This is a genomic window from Streptomyces sp. NPDC031340, from assembly GCF_055569945.1.
In genome coordinates this window covers 1,094-15,471 of the sequence record NZ_JBVIIE010000103.1, presented here as the reverse complement: position 1 = coordinate 15,471, position 14,378 = coordinate 1,094, and the positions used below count along the sequence as shown (strand labels likewise).

Sequence of the window (14,378 nt, the reverse complement as noted above, 5' to 3'; positions counted from 1 at the left end):
CCCCCCCCCCCCCCCCCCCCCCCCCCCCCCCCCCCCCCCCCCCCCCCCCCCCCCCCCCCCCCCCCCCCCCCCCCCCCCCCCCCCCCCCCCCCAGCGGCTCGTTTCAGATGACCAGTGACAGCAGCATGACCAGACCGCCCGCGACCACCGAGATGATGGTCTCCATCACGGACCAGGTCTTGACGGTCTGTCCGATGCTCAGCCCGAAGTACTCCTTCACCAGCCAGAACCCGGCGTCGTTGACGTGGCTGAAGAAGAGGGAGCCGGCGCCGACGGCCAGGACCAGCAGGGCGGCGTGCGCGGTCGACATGTCGGCCGCGAGCGGGGCGACCAAGCCGGCCGCCGAGATCGTCGCCACCGTCGCCGAACCGGTCGCGAGCCGGATCCCGACCGCGATCAGCCAGCCCAGCAGCAGCGCCGGTATGGACCAGTCCCTGGAGATGTCCAGGATCATCTGGCCCACCCCGCAGTCGATCAGCGTCTGCTTGAAGCCGCCGCCCGCGCCGACGATCAGCAGGATGCCCGCGATGGGTGCGAGGCTGCTCTCCACCGTCCGCTGGATCCGATCCTTGCCGAAACCGGCGGCCCGGCCCAGCGTGAACATGCCGACGATGACGGCGGCGAGCAGGGCGATCAACGGCGAGCCGACGACGTCGAAGACGCGCTGGGTGGTGTTCGCGGGGTCGTCGATCACGAGGTCGACCAGCGCCTTGGACAGCATCAGCACGACCGGCAGCAGCACGGTGGCCAGCGTCGGCCCGAACGCGGGCCGCCTCTCCAGTTCCTCGGAGGCGCGCGGCGGCAGCATGCGCTCCGGGACCGGCGCGTCCACCCAGCGGGCGGCGACTTTCGAGAACAGCGGCCCGGCGACGATCACGGTGGGGACGGCGATCAGCACGCCGAGGGCGAGGGTGACACCGAGGTCGGCGTGCAGGGCGTCGATCGCGACCAGCGGCCCGGGGTGCGGCGGCACCAGCCCGTGCATCACGGACAGGCCCGCGAGCGCCGGGATGCCGATGCGCATCAGCGAGTAGTTGCCGCGCCGGGCGACCATCAGCACGACCGGGATCAGCAGCACGATGCCGACCTCGAAGAACAGCGGCAGACCGATCACCGAGGCGATCAGCACCATGGCCCACGGCATCGCGCGCCCGCCCGCCCTGGCGAGGATCGTGTCGACGATCTCGTCGGCGCCCCCGGAGTCGGCGAGCAGCTTGCCGAGGATCGCGCCGAGGGCGATCAGCACGCCCACACCGGCGACCGTGGCGCCGAGCCCGGTGGTGAAGCTGGTGATCGCCTTGTCGAGCGGCGCCCCGGCGATCGCGCCCAGCGCCAGCGACCCGATGGTCAGCGCCAGGAAGGCGTGCAGCTTGAACCGGGTGATGAGCACGACGATGACGGCGATGCCCGCCAGGACGGCGATGCCCAGCTGAGCGTGACCGGCCGAGGTGATCGGCTCGGGCGCGTCCGCTGCCAGCATCGCGACGCTGAGTCTGGTCACGGTGATTCCCTTGCAGGTACGGGGGGACGGGGGAGTGGCGTCGGGCCGGGTACTACCGGGCCGCGCAGGTACTACTGGGGCAGCGCAGGTGCTGCCGGGCCGCGGTGAGGTGCTGCCGGGCCGGGGTGAGGTACTACCGCGCCGGGCGGGACAATGCGGCCAGCGCGCCGACGGCCCGTTCGGCGATCTCCTCGGGACTGCCCGCGACGTCCACCGCCACGCCCGCCTCGTCCGGCCCGAGCGGCTGGAGCGTGGCGAACTGGGAGTCGAGCAGCGCCGTGGGCATGAAGTGCCCCTGCCGGTGCGACATCCGGTCCTCGACGAGGGCCCGGTCGCCGGTGAGGTGGACGAAGACGACGCCGGGAGCGACGGCCCTGAGCCGGTCGCGGTACGACCGCTTCAGCGCCGAGCAGCTGACCACCCCGCCCAGCCCCTCCCGGCCGTGCGCCCAGGTGCCGATGGCGTCGAGCCACGGCCACCGGTCCGCGTCGCCGAGCGGGATCCCGGCCGACATCTTGGCGATGTTGACCGACGGGTGGAAGTCGTCGCCCTCGGCGTACGGAACGCCGAGCCGGGCCGCGAGCAGGGGACCGATGGTGGTCTTGCCGGTGCCCGCGACGCCCATCACGACGACGACCTGGGGGGTGCTCATGGCTGCCTCACTGTCTGCTGTCTTCCTCGGCACCTGATTGCCGACGCCACTGAAACCGATTAGGTACGACGAATTCAAGAGTCTGTGACAAATAAGTCTGACTTTTTCGCGGCGTGACGCGCCCCGTACGCTGAGTGCATGAGCACAACGGGCCGGGGGCTGCACGGCCGCGTACTGGACACCCTCGGCCCCGCGATCACCGCGGGTGAGTACCCGCCGGGCAGTGTTCTGCGCACGGACGAGCTGGCGCAGCGTTTCGAGGTGTCACGGTCGGTGATGCGGGAGGCCGTACGCGTCCTGGAGTCGATGCACCTGGTGGAGTCGCGCCGCCGGGTGGGCGTCACGGTGCGGCCGACCGCCGAGTGGAACGTCTACGATCCGCAGGTCATCCGCTGGCGGCTGGCCGGCGCCGACCGCCCCCGGCAGCTGCGCTCGCTCACGGTGCTGCGCTCGGCGGTCGAACCGGTCGCCGCGGGACTGGCCGCCCGGCACGCCTCCGCCGAGCAGTGCGCCGAACTCACCGAGTGCGCGCTCGGCATGGTGGCCAACTCACGCGGCCACCGGCTCCACGGCTACCTCGTCCACGACATCGCCTTCCACCGGGTGATCCTCACCGCGTCAGGCAACGAGATGTTCGCCCGCCTCGGTGACGTCGTCGCCGAGGTGCTGGCCGGCCGCACCCAGCACGAGGTCATGTTCGAGGACCCCGACCCGGCCGCCGTCACCCTCCACGTCCAGGTCGCGGAAGCGGTGCGCGAGGGCGACGCGGAGCGGGCGGAGCGCCTCACCCGGGAGATCACCGTGGGGGCCCTGCGGGAACTGGACGTCCTGGCGCCGTAGCGGCCCCCGGCCGCCTCAGTCCAGGAAGTCCCCGTCGACGTACACCCACGCCCCGTCGACCCGTTCGAACCGGCTGCGCTCGTGCAACGAGCCGCCCCGGTACGACGCCCGGAAGGTCACCGTCCCGGTGGCGTGGAACGCCGAGCCGTCGGCCGTGCCGAGGATCTCCAGCCCCGTCCAGCGCATACCGGGGTCGAAGTCGACCCGCGCGGGACGCGTGCGCGGGTGCCAGGTGCGCAGCAGGTAGGCCTCGTCACGGCGCACGAAGGCGGCGTAGCGCGAGCGCATCAGCGCCTCGGCGGTCGGCGCGGCGGCCTCGCCCCGGTGGAAGCGGCCGCAGCACTCCTCGTACGTCTCCGCGCGGCCGCACGGACAGGCGGCGGGCCGCTGAGCCTGCGCGGGGGCGGATCGCGGGCGGGGCCGGGAGGCGCGTCGGGACATGCGCCCCATTGTGCTGCACCCGCGGACCGGCGGGCGCCGCCGGACCTCAGCGCGTGCCGTCCGGGCGGGCGGGCCCGCCCGTGGCCGGCTCGGCGCCTCCCATGTCGAGGCGGAACGGCGGATAACTGTCCGTCATCAGAGCGGCGTACGCGGCGACCCGCAGCACCCAGCGGTCCAGACCCAGGATCAGGTCGAACAGCGACTTGGGGTACTCCTCGGTGAACGCCAGCGTCACGGCGGCGATCAGCGCCAGCACGGCGACCAGCCCGCCGCCCCACAGACCGAGGTTGACGCCGCTGACGAAGAAGCAGAGGACGAGGTAGTGCGGTATCGCCAGCAGCCACCACTTCACCAGCACCAGGCCGCGGGAGAGGCGTTCGGGGTAGGCGATGTCCAGCCGCGCCGGATAGTCCGGCTCCTCACCCAGGCTGAAGGGCGGGTACCGGTCGGTGCCCAGGGCGCCGTACGAGTAGTAGGCCACCCGCCAGGTCCAGCGCAGCACCCCCAGGTTGAAGTCGAACAGGGGCCGCGGATAGCGCTCGGTGAACAGGATGACGAAGAACGCGACCACGCCCACCGCGACGAACGCGATCCACAGGAAGGACAGCACCACGTAGTGCGGGATCAGCAAGATCCACTTCACCAGCCACAGCCACCGGGACAGCGGCGCGTCCAGCTCCGCGTCCACCCGGACCGGGGTGCCCGGGGACGCCGCGAAGGCCGTCATGGCGATCAGCTCCTTCCAGCGGCGCTCGCCCCGGAGGACGGGTGCCACTCGGGCGGGCGCGTGTCGTCGTCGCGGTACGCCAGACCGTTGACGACACCGACCACCCCGTCGACCCGCCACGTCAGCCGGAGCACGAGCGGCACGTCGGTGCGCTTCTCCACCTGCCCGTCGAGCGTGACCATGCCGTCCCGGACCGAGACGGTCACGGCGTACGGAGGCAGGCACATCGTGCCGGTCAGCACCTCGTCGATCACGTCCTGGCGGATCTCCTCGTCCGAGCGCAGGAAGACCCGCAGCAGATCCCGCCGGGTGGCGATGCCGATCAGCCGGTCCTCCTCGTCCACCACCGGGAGCCGGTCGACGCCGTGGCGCTCCATGATGCGCGCGGCGGCCTCGACGGCCTGCTCCGGGTGCACGGTGACCGCGGGGCTCGACATCATCTCCCCGGCCGTGGTGGCCCGGGCGACGGCGGCCGCGCGCCGGGCGCGGCGCGGCGCGGGCAGCACCCGCAGCCGCCGCACCTCTCCGTCGGCGGGGCCGGCCGCCTGGCGGCGGATCAGATCGGTCTCGGAGATCACCCCGAGGACCTTGTCGTCGTGGTCCACCACGGGCAGCCCGCTGATCCGGTGCTCGGCAAGCAGCCGGGCCACGTCCTTGAACGACGTCTCCCGGTGAGCCTCGACCACCTCGCGGGTCATCACCTCGCCGACGATGCGGGCCATCACGACCACTCCCTTCTCGCCCACCGTCCACGAACAGGCGCGACGGAGTTCTGCTGTGCCGCCCGCCCGGCCGGGGTGCGGCCCTGCGGAGCGCGGCGGTTCATACGGCGCACACCGGGAGCCGGACGCCCCGGGCAGCCGCTGTGGCCGCCAGGGCCTCGCGGACCGTTCCGGACAGCCGGCGCCCTGATGCTCTTCAAGACTCCCGCGCGGCGCTCCGCCGGAGCAGGGGCCGAGCGTCCTCCCCCCAGGACCGAACCGCCCCACCCCATCCGCCCGTCCCGCCCCCTCCCGGCCCCGAACCGCCCGCCCGGTCACCCCCCGCCCCACCGCATCCGCCCGTCCCGCCACCTCCTGGCTCCGGGCCGCCTGTCCGGTCACGGCCCGGCCTCACCGGATCCGGCGGTCCCACCGCTTCCCGGTCCCGGGCCGTCTGCCCGGTCACCCCCCGCCCCACCGCATCCGCCCGTCCCGCCACCTCCTGGCTCCGGGGCGCCTGTCCGGTCACGGCCCGGCCTCACCGGATCCGGCGGTCCCGCCGCTTCCCGGTCCCGGGCCGTCTGCCCGGTCACGGCCCGGCCTCGCCGGATCCGGCGGTCCGGCCGCCTCCTGGCTCCGGGCCGTCTGCCCGGTCGCGGCCCGGCCGCACTGGATCCGTCAGTCCCGCCGCTTCCCGGTCACCCGGGCCGTCTGTCCGGTCGCGGCCCGGCCTCACTGGATCCGGCGGTCCCGCCGCCTCCCGGTCCCGGGCCGTCTGCCCGGTCACGGCCCCTTCGGCCACGCAGGCGAGCCGAAGGCCCCAGCCCCCACCCGCACCACGGCGCCCGCCGAGCGCCGGGAGCGACCGCGCCGGGGCACGCGAGCGTCTTCGCGGCGCACAGGACGGCTCCCGCCGGCCGCAGCCCCCGTTCACCGCCATCCCGAGGCGCCCTGACCGAGTGCGCGAGCACTGGCGCCCCCGCCCTGCCTCAGCCGCGCCGCGCCCGCCTCGGCATCTGCCCCGGCTCCTCACCCGCCTCGCGACGCTGCCGGCCTTCCGGCCTTCCGGCCTGCGGCCTTCCGACCCGATGGCCCGCCGCCGGCCCGCCGCCGGCCCACCGTCGACCCACCGACCCGCCGGCCCGGCGGATGCGCTGCCCGGACGGCACCAGGAGCTTCCCGGTCCTGGGCCGAGACGGGTGAAGGCCGCCCCGCCGAAGCGGGGCGGCCTTCACCGGAGACGGACTCACGGACCTCCGTCGGGCGGCCTCGGCAGGGGCCGTCGGGTCACTCGTGCGGGACCACCGCGACGGGCGCCTTGGCGTGGTGCAGCACGGCGTGCGCGACCGGTCCGATCCGCGCGCCGAGCGGGGCACGCCGGATGCGCCGGCCCACCACGACCAGCGACGCCTCGGCCGCGGCGTCCACCAGATGACCGCCGGCGTTGCCGATCACGGCGTCCTCGACGACCTCCACACCGGGGAACTTCTCGCGCCACGGCGCCAGGGCGGCCTTGACGGCGCCCGCCTCCTGACGGGCCAGTTCCTCGTTCAGCGCCTGGTCGGTGGCGGCCCCGTAGGCGAAGTACGGCGGCAGGCTCCAGCCGTGCACCACGCGCAGCCGCGCCGCGCGGCGGGACGCCGACTCGAACGCGAACGCGATGACCGTCGCGTCCGGGTGCTCGTGGTCCAGCCCGAGCACCACGTCCCGGTAGGGGGTCTCGGCCGACGGGCGGCCCTCCGCGTCCGGCCGGCGCTCGTCCTCCGGGCGGGTGTCCGAGCGCACCAGGACGACGGGCCGGTCGGTCTGGGCGACGACGCCGAGACCGACGGAGCCGACCAGGAAGCCGGTGACCCCGCCCAGCCCACGCGAGCCGATGACCAGCGGCTCGGCCTCCTCGGAGGCCCCCAGCAGCGCCGGGGCGGGCGCCTGGGACACCTGCTCGTAGGTGATCGTCAGGCCGGGGTGGCCACGGTGCAGCTCCTCCATCGCCTCCCGCAGGATCCGCAGCGCCCAGTGCTGGTGCGTCGAGTCCTCCGACGCCGGCTCGGCGTACCGCTGCCAGTCCCAGGCGTGCACCAGGTGCAGCGGGAGGCCCCGCATCTCGGCCTCACGAGCGGCCCATTCGGCGGCCGCGAGGCTCGCGGGCGATCCGTCGAGTCCGACGGTCACGTTACGGGTCATGGCAGGACCTCCTGGTCGTACAACAAGTGTGCGGTGCTTCGATCACATGGTGGCAGGCGTGATCAACGCGGCGGCAGGGCCGAGCGGCCCGTGATCACGGTGGCTTTCGGCCCCCTCACCCGGAGCCGCGGAGGCCAATCAGCACCCGAAGCCGCGACGCGCTTCAGCACCCGGAGCCGCGACGCCCCTCAGCACCCGGTGTCGCGGAGGCCCTCAGCTCACGTCCGGTGACGATCTCCGCCTCGATCCGCACGAAGACCCCCTCCGGCAACGGCATCCAGGAGCGCGGGCCGGTCCGGGTCAGGCGCTCGTGCTCGGCGGGGTCGGTCACCACGGTGGCGCGGCCGGTGACCACCACGCTCCAGCCGGACCGGGCCTCGGCTTCGAAGTCGTCCGCCTCGAAGGCGACCACGACCCCGTCCACCGCGCGCACCAGGTCCGACGCGCACGACGTGCGCAGCAGCACGGAGAAGTCGTCGTCCAGGGAGAAATTGACGGGCAGGACGGCGGGCAGCGCCTGGCGCGTGTACACGACACGGCCGACCGGGACCTTGGTCAGCAGGCGCAGGCACTCCTGACGGTCGAGCACGCGGAAGCCGTCCCCATCCACCATCCGGCCATGGTCTCCGCCCGGACCGCACCGGAGTTAGGGCCGGTCGGCCCTGTTTGCCGGGCCGAGCCGCACCCCCCGGGGGTGGCCTACCCGATCCGGGCGGCGGGCCGGGCCGGCGGCGATCCGGCCGCGCTGAGGGGAATGCGCCAGCACAGCCGGGTGCCGCCCTCGGGCCGGCCGGCCACCTCGAAGGCGCCGCCGAGCTTCTCCGCCCGGCGCCGCATGTTGGTCAGACCGCTGCTGCGGGTGGGCCGGCCGATGCCGCGGCCGTTGTCGACGACCTCCAGCAGCAGCTCGTCCGCCGCGTGCACGGTGACCTGGACGGCGCCGGCCTGGGCGTGCCGGGCGATGTTGGACAGCGCCTCGCGCAGCACGGCGAGCAGATGCGCGGCCGTCTCGTCCGGCAGCGCGGCGTCGACCGGGCCCTCGAACGCGACCGCGGGCGCGAACCCGAGCCGGTGCTGCGCGGACGAGGTCTCGTCGATGACCTGGGCGCGCAGACTGGCCGCCTTCTGCGTCGGCTGGTTGAGGTCGAAGATGGTGTTGCGCAGCTCCCGGATGGTGGAGTCGAGCTCGTCGATGACCCGGTTGACCCGGCCGGCGGTGTCGGCGTCAGCGCCACGGGCGGCGATGCTCTGCAGCGCCAGACCGGCCCCGAACACCCGCTGGATGACCATGTCGTGCAGGTCGCGGGCGATGCGCTCGCGCTCGGCCATCACCTCGCGGTCCGCGCGCGCCGCCGCCAGCTCGGCCTGGGCGGCCAGCTGCGCGGTGATGTCGCGCACCACGGTGCAGAAACCGACCAGGTCGCCGTCGGGGTCGCGCATCGCGGAGACCGTGACCGCCACGTCGACCTCGGAGCCGTCGGCGCGGCGCCAGCTGCTCTGGTGCGGCACGGCGTGCTGCCCCGAACGGATCTGCTCCACCGCGGAACGGTAGGCGGCGAGCGCCGCGTCCGGCATCAGGTCGTCGACCGACCGGCCCACCACGTCCCGCTCGCTGCGGCCGAACAGCCGCTCGGCGCCCGGGTTCCAGGTCTCGATGCGGCCGGCGCAGTCCACCGCGAGCATGGCGTCGTCGGAGGAGGCCACGATGGCCGCGAGCCGGGCCTCGGCCGCCCGGGCGGCCTCCAGCTCGGTGTGCAGGGCGATCAGACCCCGGTTGGTGTCCTCCAGCTCCTGGCGCAGCTCGTCGAGCAGCCGGTCGCGCATGTCCGGCTCCGGCCGCCCACCGGTCGCGTCGTCGGTGGCCGTGGAACGTGCGCCTCCTTCGGCCCGGAGGTCGCGCGGATTCTCCATGTCGGACCGCCCTTCGCCTCCGTTACCGCGACCCGATCATCATGCCACGCGGTCGGCGCCGCGGACCACGAGCACCGTGGCGTCGTCCGTGGGCCGGCCGAAGTCCCGCTGCACGACCGCCGCGACGATCGCCGGATGCCGCCGCGCCAGCCGCGGATGCTCCTCCAGGTTCCAGCCGGACCGGATCCCGTCCGAGACCAGCACCAGGGTCGACTCCGTCTCCCAGGGGCAGCGCTGGACCCGGGTGCCGGGCACGGGCAGGTGGGTGCCCAGGGTGCCGGGCCGGTCCAGCAGGTGGACGGACCGGGCGCCGGTGTACACCCGCCCGGTGATGTTCCCGACCGCCGCGTACGACAGCTCGCCCCGGTCGGCGTCGATCAGGCACGCGCCCAGCACACCGCCCCGGGTGCCGCGCATCGCCTCGTGCGCCGTCCGCACGAACCGTTCCAGATCGGTGACCGGGTGCCGTTCGAACGCCGAGACCGCGGCGCGCGACGCGGCGGCCGCGCCGGAACCGTGCCCCAGCCCGTCGACCACCAGCGCGGCCAGCGTCGGGCCGGGCACGACCGCCCAGGTGTCCCCCGACTCCCCGTCCCCGCCGTAGGGGACGTTGACGCCGCCGAAACGCCACCGGGCCTCCGGGCCGGGCCCCGCGGTGCCCAGCCGCGCGTACACGACCGTGCCGCGCCGCGTGGAGTACCAGTCGAACTCGACCGCGTTGCGGCGCACGACCTGCAGCCCCGCGTTCAGCCCGCCGCCCCGGAACGGACCCGCCTGCGCGGCCGGCGTGCCGTCCGCGGCCGGCGCGAGGGCGCTGCCCGTCATCCCCGGCCCGCTGTCGACCGACAGCAGCTCGATGCCGTCGCCGGCCCTGCGCACCAGCACGTAACCGCCGGGATGGGCGTGCCGGACCAGGTTCGTGCCCAGCTCGGTCGCGACCAGCTCGGCCGTGCCCGGGCGCAGCCCGCTCTGCGCGGCGGCCAGCCGGGCGACCGACCGGCGCAGCGCACCGACGTCCTCCTCGGCGGCGATCATGTGCCGCTGGTGTTCGCTCTCGCTCAGCGCCGTCGCCCCCTTGTCGCTCCTACCGCTGCCATTTCACGATCACCACCGTGGTGCCCGTCCCCGGCACAGACGTCAGGGTCATGTCGTCCACCAGTCGCCGGGCCCCCGGCAGCCCCAGCCCGAGGCTGCCCTTGGTGCTGAAGCCGTCGGTCAGCGCCGCGTCGATGTCCGCGATGCCCGGACCGTCGTCGCTGAACGTGGCCCGCACCCCCCGGCGGCCCTGCCGGAACACCTGCTCCACGCTGATGCGGCCGCGGCGGCCGGTGGCGTAGTTGAGGATGTTGCGGGCCAGCTCGCTGCCCGCCGTGATCAGTTTGGTGGCGTCCACCAGGTTCAGACCCGCCGCGTCGGCCTCGGCGCGCAGCACCTTGCGGACCCGGATCAGGTCGGCCTCGTGGGCGATGGCGAAGGCGTCCGCCTCGCGGCCGGTCGTGGCATCCGTCGTCACGGGCGGTCCGCACCGGAGTCGCCACGGCGCAGCCGGCGCAGCAGCGCCAGCCCCTGCTCGGCGTTGAGCGCGGTGTCCAGGTGCCCCATGGGGACGCCCAGCTCCACCAGCGTGATGGCCACCGCGGGCTGGATCCCCACCACGGCCGCCTGCGCGCCCAGCAGCCGCACCATCGCCACGATCCGGGCGAGCACCCGGGCGATGAAGGAGTCCACCACGCTCAGCCGGCTGACGTCGATCAGCATGCCGCTCGCGGAGGTCCGCGCGACCTCCCGGGTGAGCTGCTCCTCGATCTGGATCACCGTGGTGTCGTCGAGGTCGCCCTGCAACGCCACCAGCAGCGTGTCGCCGATCTGCATGACCGGCACGACGTCCTCGGTCATCACGCCTCACCCCCGGTCAGCGAACGCGCGGCCAGCTCCGCCGAGCCGGCCCGCTCGGCCAGCACCGCCAGCGCCAGCTGCAGGGCGTCCTGAAGGGTGTTGCGGGAGCGCAGCCGCCCCATGTCGATGCCCAGGTGCACCATGGACTGGGCGGTCTCGGGGCGCACCCCGCTCATGATGCTCACGGTGCCCATCAGCGCGGCCGCCTGCACCGTCTTCAGCAGGTGCTGGGCGACCTGCGTGTCGATGGTGGGCACCCCGCTGATGTCCAGGATGGCCACCTCGGCCTGGGTCTGGGCGATCTTCTCCAGCAGGCCCTCGGTCAGCCGCGTCGCCCGCAGCGTGTCCAGGGTGCCGATGATCGGCAGCGCCAGGACCTTGTCCCACACCTGGATCACCGGCGTCGACAGCTCCAGGATCTCGTCCCGCTGCCGCTGCAGCCGCTGCTCGGTCTCCCGGCGCTCGGTGACGTCCCGGATCGCGGCGGCCACCAGCCGGCCCTCGGCGGTCTCCAGCGGGCTCAGGCTGATCTCGACGGGGAACTCGGTGCCGTCCCGGCGCATCCCGTACAGCTCCAGGCCCGCGCCCATCGGCCGCAGCCGCGGGTCGTGCAGGAAGCCCGTGCGGTGGCCGACGTGCCGGTCGCGGAACCGCGACGGCACCAGGACCTCGATCTCCCGGCCGACCAGTTCGTCGCGCTGGAAACCGAACAGCGCCTCGGTCTGCCGGTTGACCAGGACGATCCGCGCGTCGGGGCCCACGATCACCATGGCGTCGGGCGCCGACTCCAGCAGGCCGTGGAACAGCGACTCGGCCCGCACGCTCTCGGTGACGTCCTGGAGCGTCTTGACGAAGCCGGTCACCCTGCCGTCCGCCTCCCGCACCGGCGTCAGCGTGACCCGGGCGAGGAACCGCTCGCCGCCCTTGCGCACCCGCCAGCCCTGGAACGCCCGCCGGCCGTCCTGCCGGGCCGCGTCCAGCTCCTGCTCGACCAGCCCCGCCTCGCGGTCCTCCGCGGTGTGCAGCGTCGCCACCGACCGGCCCACGATCTCGTCGGACTCGTAACCGGTCATGGCCTGCGCGGTCCGGCTCCAGCGGACCACGTCGCCCTCGGGACCCAGCTTGATGGCGGCCTGGTCGGTGACCGCGTCCAGCATCGCCTCGAGATCGCGCAGGCTGCCCTGCGGATCCCGGTCGCCTTCCGATGACCTCGTCATTCCGGCCTGCCTCCCGCGTTCTCGGTCCCCACCGGGCACCCGCCGCGGGCGCCCCGTTCCCGGCGCGGCCGATGCTACTTGCTCCCTCACCGAAGATCAGCACCACGGACCATGGGAGTGATCACGGCGACTCCCGGAAAACGCCTCCCGGAAAACGCACTGTGCGGGCCGAGAGTCCTCTCGGCCCGCACAGGGGATCCAGTGTCCGAGGGGGGACTTGAACCCCCACGCCCGATAAAGGGCACTAGCACCTCAAGCTAGCGCGTCTGCCATTCCGCCACCCGGACAAGGTGTGCGTCGTGCGGGTTTCCCCCGCGGCGACGAAGGAAACATTACCAGGCTTTCGACCGCCCCTGATCACCCCCCGGTCGCTCCCCGTCCCCGCGTGAACGGCGTGTGACGGGACGGTCCCGGTCTTGGGGCCGGGAGGCCGGCCGGGGGAGGATGAGGGGGACCACCAGCCGTGACAGCGGGAGGAAGCAGCGTGAGCGAGACGGACACGACCGGCGGCGTCACCGGTCAGGACGAGGTCGTGGACCTCTGCCGCGAGCTGATCCAGATCGACACCAGCAACTACGGCGACCACTCGGGTCCGGGTGAGCGCGCGGCGGCGGAGTACGTCGCGGAGAAGCTCGCCGAAGTGGGGCTGGAACCGCGGATCTTCGAGTCGCACCGGGGACGCGCCTCCACGGTCGCCCGGATCGAGGGCGAGGACCCCTCCCGGCCCGCGCTGCTGATCCACGGCCACCTCGACGTCGTACCGGCCCACGCGCCCGACTGGACGTACGACCCCTTCTCCGGCGAGGTCGCGGACGGGTGCGTGTGGGGACGCGGCGCCGTCGACATGAAGGACATGGACGCGATGACCCTGGCGGTCGTCCGCGACCGGCTGCGCAGCGGGCGCAGGCCCCCGCGGGACATCGTGCTCGCCTTCCTGGCGGACGAGGAGGCGGGCGGCACGTACGGCGCCCGGTACCTCGTCGACCACCACCCGGACCTGTTCGAGGGCGTGACCGAGGCGATCAGCGAGGTGGGCGGCTTCTCGTTCACCGTCAGCGAGCAGCGGCGGCTGTATCTGATCCAGACGGCCGAGAAGGGCATGCACTGGATGAAGCTGACCGTGGCCGGCACCGCCGGGCACGGGTCGATGATCCACCGGGACAACGCCATCACCGAGCTGTCGGAGGCGGTCGCCCGGCTGGGACGGCACAAGTTCCCGGTCCGGGTGACCAAGACGACCCGGGCCTTCCTCGACGAGCTCGGCGACGCGCTCGGCACGGAACTCGACCCGGAGGACATGGAGTCGACCCTCGCCCGGCTCGGCGGCATCGCCAAGCTCATCGGTGCGAGCCTCAGCAACACCGCCAACCCCACGCAGCTGAACGCCGGCTACAAGGTCAACGTCATCCCGGGCGAGGCCACCGCGCACGTCGACGGGCGGTTCCTGCCGGGGTACGAGGAGGAGTTCCTCGCCGACCTCGACCGGATCCTCGGTCCGAAGGTGCGGCGCGAGGACGTGCACGCCGACAAGGCCGTGGAGACCTCCTTCGACGGGGCCCTGGTGGAGGCCATGCAGTCGTCGCTGCTGGCCGAGGACCCGGCCGCGAAGGCCATCCCCTTCATGCTGTCCGCCGGCACCGACGCCAAGTCCTTCGACGACCTGGGGATCCGCGGTTTCGGCTTCGTGCCGCTGAAGCTGCCGCCGGAGCTGGACTTCGCGGGCATGTTCCACGGGGTCGACGAGCGGGTGCCGGTGGAGGGACTGAAGTTCGGCGTGCGTGTCCTGGACCGGTTCATCGACGCGTCGTGATCTCCTTAATCGGGCGCGCGTGCGGCCATGACTGAGAAGAGTGAATGCGACCATAAGCTCGTAGCTCCATTCACGCCTCCTCGTTACAGGTGATGCGATCCGCTGCTTGGGATCGCATGCCAACAAGGAGGAATAATGATCAAGAAGGTCGTCGCTGCTGCGGCTGCCACCGGTGGTCTGGTTCTCGCGGGTGCGGGCCTGGCTGTCGCCGACTCGGGCGCTCAGGGTGCCGCCGTGCACTCCCCGGGTGTCGCTTCCGGCAACGTCATCCAGGTGCCCGTTCACACCCAGGTGAACCTCTGCGGCAACACGGTCTCCGTGATCGGGCTGCTGAACCCCGCCTTCGGCAACGTCTGCCTCAACAAGTGACGTCGGCCCGCTGAGGGTCGTTGTCACGCCCCGTCGGGGGGGGGGGGGGGGGGGGGGGGGGGTGGGGGGAGAGGGGGGGGGGGGGGGGGGGGGGGGGGGGGGGGGGGCGGGGGGGGGGGGGGGGGGGGC

At 73.6% G+C, this 14,378-nt stretch carries 15 protein-coding genes and 1 tRNA gene; 3 read left to right on the top strand and 13 right to left on the bottom strand.

Annotated features, from left to right (window positions below):
• Positions 1 to 103 precede the first annotated feature (103 nt).
• On the bottom strand, positions 104 to 1,501 hold the full coding sequence (locus ACZ5GT_RS40130; protein ID WP_469036730.1) for a GntT/GntP/DsdX family permease: 1,398 nt from the start codon (positions 1,499 to 1,501) through the stop codon (positions 104 to 106).
• Positions 1,502 to 1,634: 133 nt separating this feature from the next.
• Complete coding sequence (locus ACZ5GT_RS40125) at positions 1,635 to 2,153, bottom strand: gluconokinase (protein WP_469036728.1); 519 nt, start codon at positions 2,151 to 2,153, stop codon at positions 1,635 to 1,637.
• Between the two features lie 138 nt (positions 2,154 to 2,291).
• Here ACZ5GT_RS40125 and ACZ5GT_RS40120 point away from each other — a divergent pair, with 138 nt between their 5' ends.
• Complete coding sequence (locus tag ACZ5GT_RS40120; protein ID WP_469036725.1) at positions 2,292 to 2,993, top strand: FadR/GntR family transcriptional regulator; 702 nt, start codon at positions 2,292 to 2,294, stop codon at positions 2,991 to 2,993.
• A 15-nt stretch (positions 2,994 to 3,008) separates the two neighbouring features.
• Here ACZ5GT_RS40120 and ACZ5GT_RS40115 read toward each other — a convergent pair whose 3' ends face one another.
• The 11 genes from ACZ5GT_RS40115 to ACZ5GT_RS40065 form a co-directional block, all read right to left on the bottom strand.
• Entirely contained in the window at positions 3,009 to 3,434 is a 426-nt protein-coding gene (locus ACZ5GT_RS40115; RefSeq protein ID WP_469036721.1) for a YchJ family protein, read from the bottom strand.
• A gap of 46 nt (positions 3,435 to 3,480) precedes the next feature.
• Entirely contained in the window at positions 3,481 to 4,161 is a 681-nt protein-coding gene (locus ACZ5GT_RS40110; protein WP_469036719.1) for a DUF4389 domain-containing protein, read from the bottom strand.
• 5 nt (positions 4,162 to 4,166) lie between these two features.
• A complete protein-coding gene (locus ACZ5GT_RS40105; protein ID WP_469036715.1) occupies positions 4,167 to 4,883 on the bottom strand; it encodes a CBS domain-containing protein in 717 nt (238 codons plus the stop codon).
• Positions 4,884 to 6,149: 1,266 nt separating this feature from the next.
• Positions 6,150 to 7,046: a universal stress protein gene (locus tag ACZ5GT_RS40100; protein WP_469036712.1), complete on the bottom strand. Its 897-nt coding sequence runs from the start codon at positions 7,044 to 7,046 to the stop codon at positions 6,150 to 6,152.
• A gap of 163 nt (positions 7,047 to 7,209) precedes the next feature.
• Positions 7,210 to 7,659, bottom strand: a complete 450-nt coding sequence (locus ACZ5GT_RS40095) for a pyridoxamine 5'-phosphate oxidase family protein (protein WP_469036709.1) — start codon at positions 7,657 to 7,659, stop codon at positions 7,210 to 7,212.
• An 86-nt stretch (positions 7,660 to 7,745) separates the two neighbouring features.
• Positions 7,746 to 8,957, bottom strand: coding sequence for a PAS domain-containing sensor histidine kinase (locus ACZ5GT_RS40090; protein ID WP_469036706.1), 1,212 nt, complete (start codon positions 8,955 to 8,957; stop codon positions 7,746 to 7,748).
• A 39-nt stretch (positions 8,958 to 8,996) separates the two neighbouring features.
• Positions 8,997 to 9,992 carry a SpoIIE family protein phosphatase gene (locus ACZ5GT_RS40085; RefSeq protein WP_469036704.1) on the bottom strand — a complete coding sequence of 332 codons (996 nt, stop codon included), beginning with the start codon at positions 9,990 to 9,992 and terminating at the stop codon, positions 8,997 to 8,999.
• Between the two features lie 49 nt (positions 9,993 to 10,041).
• Positions 10,042 to 10,470: an anti-sigma regulatory factor gene (locus ACZ5GT_RS40080; RefSeq protein ID WP_360752191.1), complete on the bottom strand. Its 429-nt coding sequence runs from the start codon at positions 10,468 to 10,470 to the stop codon at positions 10,042 to 10,044.
• Positions 10,467 to 10,853 carry an STAS domain-containing protein gene (locus ACZ5GT_RS40075; protein ID WP_324788775.1) on the bottom strand — a complete coding sequence of 129 codons (387 nt, stop codon included), beginning with the start codon at positions 10,851 to 10,853 and terminating at the stop codon, positions 10,467 to 10,469. Before ACZ5GT_RS40075 ends, ACZ5GT_RS40080 begins: the two co-directional genes overlap by 4 nt.
• Positions 10,853 to 12,070: a PAS domain S-box protein gene (locus tag ACZ5GT_RS40070; protein ID WP_469036698.1), complete on the bottom strand. Its 1,218-nt coding sequence runs from the start codon at positions 12,068 to 12,070 to the stop codon at positions 10,853 to 10,855. The genes ACZ5GT_RS40075 and ACZ5GT_RS40070 overlap by 1 nt, the downstream gene beginning before the upstream one ends.
• A gap of 202 nt (positions 12,071 to 12,272) precedes the next feature.
• Positions 12,273 to 12,357 (bottom strand) — tRNA-Leu (locus ACZ5GT_RS40065).
• Between the two features lie 197 nt (positions 12,358 to 12,554).
• Between ACZ5GT_RS40065 and ACZ5GT_RS40060 the strand changes: the two genes are divergently transcribed.
• Positions 12,555 to 13,880, top strand: a complete 1,326-nt coding sequence (locus tag ACZ5GT_RS40060; RefSeq protein ID WP_469036697.1) for a M20/M25/M40 family metallo-hydrolase — start codon at positions 12,555 to 12,557, stop codon at positions 13,878 to 13,880.
• A 135-nt stretch (positions 13,881 to 14,015) separates the two neighbouring features.
• Entirely contained in the window at positions 14,016 to 14,249 is a 234-nt protein-coding gene (chpH, locus tag ACZ5GT_RS40055; RefSeq protein WP_469036694.1) for a chaplin ChpH, read from the top strand.
• The last annotated feature ends 129 nt before the right edge of the window (positions 14,250 to 14,378 follow it).

What these genes read in the sequence shown, in the direction of transcription:
- ACZ5GT_RS40120 (WP_469036725.1), top strand. Translation starts at nt 2,292, where the DNA reads ATGAGCACAACGGGCCGGGGGCTGCACGGCCGCGTACTGGACACCCTC.
- ACZ5GT_RS40095 (WP_469036709.1), bottom strand. Translation starts at nt 7,659, where the DNA reads ATGGTGGATGGGGACGGCTTCCGCGTGCTCGACCGTCAGGAGTGCCTG.
- ACZ5GT_RS40115 (WP_469036721.1), bottom strand. Translation starts at nt 3,434, where the DNA reads ATGTCCCGACGCGCCTCCCGGCCCCGCCCGCGATCCGCCCCCGCGCAG.
- ACZ5GT_RS40125 (WP_469036728.1), bottom strand. Translation starts at nt 2,153, where the DNA reads ATGAGCACCCCCCAGGTCGTCGTCGTGATGGGCGTCGCGGGCACCGGC.
- ACZ5GT_RS40070 (WP_469036698.1), bottom strand. Translation starts at nt 12,070, where the DNA reads ATGACGAGGTCATCGGAAGGCGACCGGGATCCGCAGGGCAGCCTGCGC.
- ACZ5GT_RS40075 (WP_324788775.1), bottom strand. Translation starts at nt 10,853, where the DNA reads ATGACCGAGGACGTCGTGCCGGTCATGCAGATCGGCGACACGCTGCTG.
- ACZ5GT_RS40100 (WP_469036712.1), bottom strand. Translation starts at nt 7,046, where the DNA reads ATGACCCGTAACGTGACCGTCGGACTCGACGGATCGCCCGCGAGCCTC.
- ACZ5GT_RS40105 (WP_469036715.1), bottom strand. Translation starts at nt 4,883, where the DNA reads ATGGCCCGCATCGTCGGCGAGGTGATGACCCGCGAGGTGGTCGAGGCT.
- ACZ5GT_RS40085 (WP_469036704.1), bottom strand. Translation starts at nt 9,992, where the DNA reads ATGATCGCCGCCGAGGAGGACGTCGGTGCGCTGCGCCGGTCGGTCGCC.
- ACZ5GT_RS40090 (WP_469036706.1), bottom strand. Translation starts at nt 8,957, where the DNA reads ATGGAGAATCCGCGCGACCTCCGGGCCGAAGGAGGCGCACGTTCCACG.
- chpH (WP_469036694.1), top strand. Translation starts at nt 14,016, where the DNA reads ATGATCAAGAAGGTCGTCGCTGCTGCGGCTGCCACCGGTGGTCTGGTT.
- ACZ5GT_RS40110 (WP_469036719.1), bottom strand. Translation starts at nt 4,161, where the DNA reads ATGACGGCCTTCGCGGCGTCCCCGGGCACCCCGGTCCGGGTGGACGCG.